Source organism: Paracoccus sp. S4493 (assembly GCF_000967735.1).
Classification (GTDB): domain Bacteria; phylum Pseudomonadota; class Alphaproteobacteria; order Rhodobacterales; family Rhodobacteraceae; genus Paracoccus; species Paracoccus marcusii.
In genome coordinates, this window is record NZ_JXYF01000069.1 from 21,126 (window position 1) to 27,366 (window position 6,241).

Annotated in this window: 6 protein-coding genes; 1 reads left to right on the forward strand and 5 read right to left on the reverse strand. The window is 69.9% G+C overall.

The window, feature by feature from the left end:
• Positions 1-10 precede the first annotated feature (10 nt).
• Complete coding sequence (locus tag TW83_RS11610; protein ID WP_045982934.1) at positions 11-463, forward strand: Hsp20 family protein; 453 nt, start codon at positions 11-13, stop codon at positions 461-463.
• A 95-nt stretch (positions 464-558) separates the two neighbouring features.
• Here TW83_RS11610 and recR read toward each other — a convergent pair whose 3' ends face one another.
• The 5 genes from recR to TW83_RS19800 form a co-directional block, all read right to left on the reverse strand.
• Positions 559-1,158, reverse strand: a complete 600-nt coding sequence (gene recR, locus TW83_RS11615) for a recombination mediator RecR (RefSeq protein ID WP_045982935.1) — start codon at positions 1,156-1,158, stop codon at positions 559-561.
• A gap of 5 nt (positions 1,159-1,163) precedes the next feature.
• Entirely contained in the window at positions 1,164-1,508 is a 345-nt protein-coding gene (locus TW83_RS11620; protein WP_045982936.1) for a YbaB/EbfC family nucleoid-associated protein, read from the reverse strand.
• Positions 1,509-1,511: 3 nt separating this feature from the next.
• Positions 1,512-3,296, reverse strand: coding sequence for a DNA polymerase III subunit gamma/tau (locus TW83_RS11625; RefSeq protein WP_045982944.1), 1,785 nt, complete (start codon positions 3,294-3,296; stop codon positions 1,512-1,514).
• A 55-nt stretch (positions 3,297-3,351) separates the two neighbouring features.
• Complete coding sequence (locus tag TW83_RS11630; RefSeq protein WP_045982937.1) at positions 3,352-4,011, reverse strand: HAD family phosphatase; 660 nt, start codon at positions 4,009-4,011, stop codon at positions 3,352-3,354.
• A gap of 91 nt (positions 4,012-4,102) precedes the next feature.
• Positions 4,103-6,124 carry a bifunctional sugar-binding transcriptional regulator/dihydroxyacetone kinase subunit DhaK gene (locus TW83_RS19800; RefSeq protein WP_084697419.1) on the reverse strand — a complete coding sequence of 674 codons (2,022 nt, stop codon included), beginning with the start codon at positions 6,122-6,124 and terminating at the stop codon, positions 4,103-4,105.
• Positions 6,125-6,241 lie beyond the last annotated feature (117 nt).

Below are 6,241 nucleotides of genomic sequence, written 5' to 3' on the forward strand. Positions count from 1 at the left end.
GATGTGACACATGCGTAATTTCGACCTGACCCCGCTGTACCGGGCTTCCGTCGGCTTCGACCGTCTGGCCGATGTCATGGACCGCGCCATGACCGCCGACGTGGCCAGCACGACCTATCCCCCCTACAACATCGAGAAGACCGGCGAGGACGCCTATCGCATCTCGATCGCGGTGGCCGGCTTTGCCGCCGACGACCTGAACGTCGAGGTCCGCGACGGCGCCGTGATCGTGTCGGCCCGCAAGGCGGACGAGGACGAGGGCCGGACCTTCCTGCATCGCGGCATCGCCACGCGTGCGTTCGAGCGCAAGTTCACGCTGGCCGACCATGTCCGCGTCGATGGCGCCAGCCATGTCGATGGGATGCTGCATATCGACCTGGTCCGCGAGATCCCCGAGGCGCTGAAGCCCCGCCGGATCGAGATCGCCAAGACCCCGGCACGTGTCGGCAAGCTGGACGCCTGATCGCGTCCCGCGACGGCCGGGGGGCCAGCCCCCCGGACCCCCGTCCGCCCAAGATCCGATGGAAAGGCCGCGTCCCCCGACGCGGCCTTTTGTCGTTACAGCCTGCGGCGCGCGCGCAAGGCGGCGGTGATGGTGCCGTCGTCGAGGTAATCCAGCTCTCCGCCGATGGGCACGCCCTGGGCCAGGCCCGTCACCGTCACCGGTGACCCCTCCAGCGCATCGGCGATGTAATGCGCGGTGGTCTGACCGTCGACGGTGGCGTTCAGCGCCAGGATCACCTCGGTGATGCTTTCGTCGTCAATGCGCGCCAGGAGGGTGGGGATGCGCAGGTCCTCCGGTCCCACATCGTCCAGCGCCGACAGCGTGCCGCCCAGCACGTGATAGCGGCCGCGAAAGGCCCGGCCGCGTTCCAGTGCCCACAGGTCGGCCACGTCCTGAACCACGCAGATCTCTCCGGTCGCGCGGGCCGGATCGGTGCAGATCGCGCATTCGTCGCGGTCGGTGATGTTGCCGCAGACCACGCATTCACGCGAGTTCTGCGCGACCCGGTCCAGCAGTTGCGACAGCTGCACCATCTGCTGGCTGCGCCGGCGCACCAGCTGCAGCACGATGCGGCGGGCGGATCGCGGGCCCAGCCCAGGCAGGCGCGCCATCAGCGCGATCAGCGCCTGGATGTCGTCGCTGCCCTGTTCCATGCCGCTCAGAAGGGCAGCTTCATGCCGGGGGGCAGGCCCAGGCCTTCGGTCATGCGCGACATCTCGGCCTGCATCTTCTCCTCGGCGGCGCGTTGGGCGTCCTTGATGGCGGCCAGGATCAGGTCCTCGACCACCTCCTTTTCCGACGGCACGAAGATCGACGGGTCGATCTCCAGCGCGGTCAGTTCGCCCTTGGCGGTGCAGGTCGCGCGCACCAGGCCCGCACCGGATTCGCCGGTCACGGTGATGCGGGCCATGTCCTCCTGCATCTGGCCCATCTTGTCCTGCATGTCCTTGGCGGCCTTCATCATCTTGGCCATGTCGCCAAAGCCGCCCAATCCCTTGATCATCGTTCAGTCCTCATCCTCGAAGGGGTCCCATTCCTCAACCTCGGCCACCGGGCCTTCGGTTCCGTCATGGGGATTGGCCGCACCCTCGGGCAGGTCGGCGACCTGGGCCTCCGGGGCGACGCGGGTGATGCCGGTCAGGGTCGCGCCGGGAAAGGCGGCCAGCACCTGCTGCACGATGGGCAGGGCCAGTGCGCGGTCGCGGTCGGCACGGGCCTGCGCCTCGCGGGTTTCGGCGATCGTGGGGGCGCCGTCCTCGTTCGTGATGGTGACGGCCCACCGCTGTCCGGCGGTCCAGCCGCGCAGGCGCTCGGCCAGCCGCTGCGCCAGATCGGCGGGCGGGTTGTCGCGGGGCTGATACTCGATCCGCCCGGGGCTGTAGCGTACCAGCGACACGTGGCGTTCCACCAAGACCAGCAGCGTCATGTCGCGCATCCGGGTGATCAGCTCGATGACGGACGCGAAATCGGGATAGCTCTCGACCAGTTCGGGCGTCACGGCAAGGGCATGCGCCGCGGAACCGTGCGCCTGGACCGCCGGCGCCGGGCGGGCGCGGCGCATCGCCTGCGGGGCTTGGGTCGCGGGCGCGCCCGCCACCGAAGGTCCACGCGCGAACTCTCCTGCCGTCTGCGCCTGCTGGACGCGGCGGATCAGCGCCTCGGGGTCGGGCAGGTCGGCGACATGGGTCAGGCGGATGATCGCCATCTCGGCGGCCATCATCGCGTTGGGCGCGGCGGACACCTCCTCCAGCGCCTTCAGCAACAGCTGCCACATCCGCGACATGACCCGCATCGGCAGCCGGTCGGCCAGGTCCTTGCCTCGTGACCGTTCGTCCGGAGAGATCGTCGGATCCTCCAGCGCGTCCGGCGTGATCTTCACGACGGAAATCCAGTGCACGATCTCGGCCATGTCGCGCAGCACCGCGACCGGATCGGCGCCATCGGCATATTGCGACTGCAGCTCGGTCAGCGCCGATGCAGCGTCGCCGCGCATCACCATCTCGAACAGGTCGATCACGCGGCCGCGGTCGGCCAAGCCCAGCATCGCACGCACCTGGACTGCGGTGGTCTCGCCCGCGCCATGACTGATCGACTGGTCCAGCAGGCTGGTCGCATCGCGGGCCGATCCCTCTGCGGCGCGGGTGATCAGCGCCAGCGCGTCGTCGGTGATCGTCGCACCCTCGGCCGCGGCGATCCGGCGCAGCAGGGCGATCATCACCTCGGGCTCGATCCGGCGCAGGTCGAAGCGTTGGCAGCGTGACAGGACGGTCACCGGAACCTTGCGGATCTCGGTCGTGGCAAAGATGAACTTCACATGCGGGGGCGGCTCCTCCAGCGTCTTCAACAGCGCGTTGAACGCGCTGGTCGACAGCATGTGGACCTCGTCGATGATGTAGATCTTGTAGCGCGCGGACGCGGCCCGGTAATGCACCGATTCGATGATCTCGCGGATGTCGCCCACGCCGGTGCGGGACGCGGCATCCATCTCCATCACGTCGACATGGCGGCCTTCGGCGATCGCCACGCAATGCTCGCACATGCCGCAGGGTTCGGTCGTGGGGCCGCCCTGGCCGTCGGGTCCGATGCAGTTCATGCCCTTGGCGATGATGCGCGCGGTGGTCGTCTTTCCGGTGCCGCGGATGCCCGTCATGATGAAGGCCTGCGCGATGCGGTCGGCGGCGAACGCGTTCTTCAGCGTGCGGACCATCGCGTCCTGTCCGACCAAGTCGGCGAACGTCTCGGGCCGGTATTTCCGGGCCAGAACCTGGTAGGCGGGCTTGGTGTCGGTCATCGATCCCTCGGGCACAGCGCCACCTTAGCGGGGCGCCGCGGGGGCCACAACCGGGTCAGGCAGCCAGCAGGCCGATGCCCCGGGCGCCCGCGATCAGGTCGGTCGCCAGAAAGTCGGCGTTCTCTCCCGACAGGGGGACCATGTCGGGCACCTGCACGACCTTCATCCCGGCCGCACGTGCGGCAATGGCGCCGACATCGCTGTCCTCGAATGCCAGGCAGCGGGCAGGCTCGATCCCAAGCCGGCGGGCCGCCAGCAGATAGACATCGGGGGCGGGCTTGGGGCTGGGCACGTCGCTGCGCGTCACCACGATGTCAAAGCTGTCGGTCAGCCCCGCCGCCGCCAGCTTTTCGCGCGCCTGATCGCCGGTGCTGGAGGTCGCGATGGCAAAGGGCAGTCCCGCCGCCCGCAGCGCGTCCAGCAGCGTGTGGACATGCGGGCGCAGCGGGATGCCGTCGCGGTCGCGCCGTTCGATCATCGCCTCGGCCCACATCCGGTCCAGGTGCGGAAAGTCGAAATCCGCGCCCAGGTGGTCGCGCAGGATCCCGCGCGACGTCGGCTCGTCGATGCCCACCAGCGATGCTAGCAGCCCGTCGGGGGCCACACGCCCCATGCGGGCCAGTGCCGCCTCTCCGGTCTCGATGGTCATCTGTTCGGTGGCCAGCAGGGTGCCATCCAGATCAAAGATCACGGCATCGAAACGGCGGGCGGTCATGGGTCATCCTTTCAGGTCTGTCAGGCGCTAACATGGCGATTTGCGCGGCGATCGGCAAGGCATGGCTGGGTTGCAGGCCGCGACGGGCCGCCTAGGGCTGGGTCCAGGCCGGGGAATGGCAGGGGTGGTCGATCAGGGCGGTCAGTTCCTCGTCCAGGTGCAGCGCGGTGATCGACACGCCCGCCATGTCCAGCGAGGTGTAGTAATGCCCGATCAGCGTGCGATGCACCTGCACGCCCCGTGCGCGCAGACGTTCACGCAGCCGGCGGTTCAGGATGTACAGCTCCATCTTGGGTGTGCCGCCAAGCGAATTCACCAACAGGGCGACCCGGTCGCCCTCGGCGGGGCGCATCTCGTCCAGGATGCGGTCCACGATCAGGTCGGCGGCGCCGTCCGCGCTGGCCAGGGGTGCACGGGCGATGCCGCGTTCGCCATGCACGCCCACGCCGATCTCCATGTCATCGGCGCCAAGGCGAAAGCTGGGCTTCTGGCTGTCAACCGAGGCGCCGGGCTCCAACGCGATCCCCATCGTGTAGCAGCGCTGGTTGGCGCGCAGCGCCAGCCCCGCGCAGGTCTCCAGCGGCAGCATCCGGTCGCAGGCGGCCCCCGCGACCTTGAAGACGAAGACATTGCCCGCCACCCCGCGCCGCGCCGCCCGCGTGTCGACGGGGGCCGAGGCGATGTCGTCGGTGGTCACGATGGTGCGCACCGGCACGCCGCGGGCGGCGGCCATCTCGGCCGCCATCTCGAAGTTCATCAGATCGCCCGAGAAGTTGCCGAAGATGTGCAGCACGCCCGCCCCACCATCCGCGGCCAGCGTCGCCGCCAGGATCGGGTCGGGCGGTGGTGCGGCAAAGACGTTGCCGATCGCGACCGCATCCGCCAGCCCGCGCCCGACATAGCCGAAGAACCCCGGCTCGTGCCCCGACCCGCCGCCGATGACCAGGCCGACCTTTCCGGCCCGAGGGGCGCCCGTGGCCCGCAGGGCGCGCGGCGCGCCGGTGATGGGGGCCAGCATGTCCTCATGCGCCAGCAGCGCGCCGGCCACCGTCTCGTTCACGGCGTCCTGGGGGCAGTTGATGAACTTCTTGACCCGCAGGCGTTCGGGCAGGGGCTGGGCTGCCTGGTCGCGGCGCCGCGCAGGCGTGTCGTCATGCCCTTCGGAGGTCAGGATGGCGCGGGCGGTGTCGGCATCGGTCACCATCACGTTGATGTAGTTCCCGCGCAGCGCGGCCAGGATCGCCTGGACCTTGTCCATGCCCCCTGCAACCCCGATCCGGCAGGGCACGGACCGCAGGCCGCCCAGGTCGATGCCGATGGTCCGCCCCTCCAGCGGACCGTCGACGGGCTGGCCCTGGGCGTCGATCAGCCGCCCCGCGATGCTGCCCACCGCGGCGTGGTAATGGGCATGCATGGCCACGTCGTCGAAAAAGCCGCTGCTGTGGATGGTGCTTTCCGGCCGCAGCGAGGAAATGCCCAGCACGATCCGGTTGGCCTGCGCCAGCACCGCCATCTGTTCTGCCACCACCGGCTCTCGCAGCAGCAGCGCGCGCATGTCGGGCGACGACACGATCGCCGGGGCCGAGATCGGGATGCACCGCGCGCCCATCGATTCCGCCAGCCGCGTCGCGCAGGCTTCGGGCGTCCAGGGGATCTTGGCGGTGGTCCCGCCCGTCGCCTGCACCACGCGCAGGTCCTGCAGCCCGGCGCGGTCGACGCGGCTGGCCATCGACAGGACGGTCCGTCCCCAAGTCACCGCGATCGTGTCGGCCGACCGCGCCAGACGCGACAGGACCTGCGCCGCGGCCGCGCCAAGCCGGTCGATCAGCGGGCTGTCGCCGCCTTCGGACGGGATCACCAGGCAGTCGGTCAGGCCGAAATGGTCCTGCATCGCCTGCGCCAGGCTCAGCGCGCGGAACCGTTCGGGGTCGATTTCGATCGAGACGATGCCGCGGGTGCGCGCATCCGCCAGATAGGCGTTCACCGAGGCGCGGGACACGCCCATCTGTGTGGCGATGTCGCCCTGGGTCAGGCCCTCCTGATAATACAGCCAGGACGCCCACAGCAGCGGGTCCTCGCCAAAGCGCAGGGGCTGGCGGGGGGTGGTGGTCATGGGCGCGACCCCTCCGCGCGGCGCCGGGCCCAGTGCGCCAGGCTGTCCAGCAGCGCCGCCGCCGATACCGCGCCGGGGTCCAGATGGCCCACGCTGCGCGGTCCAAGGCGGGCGGCG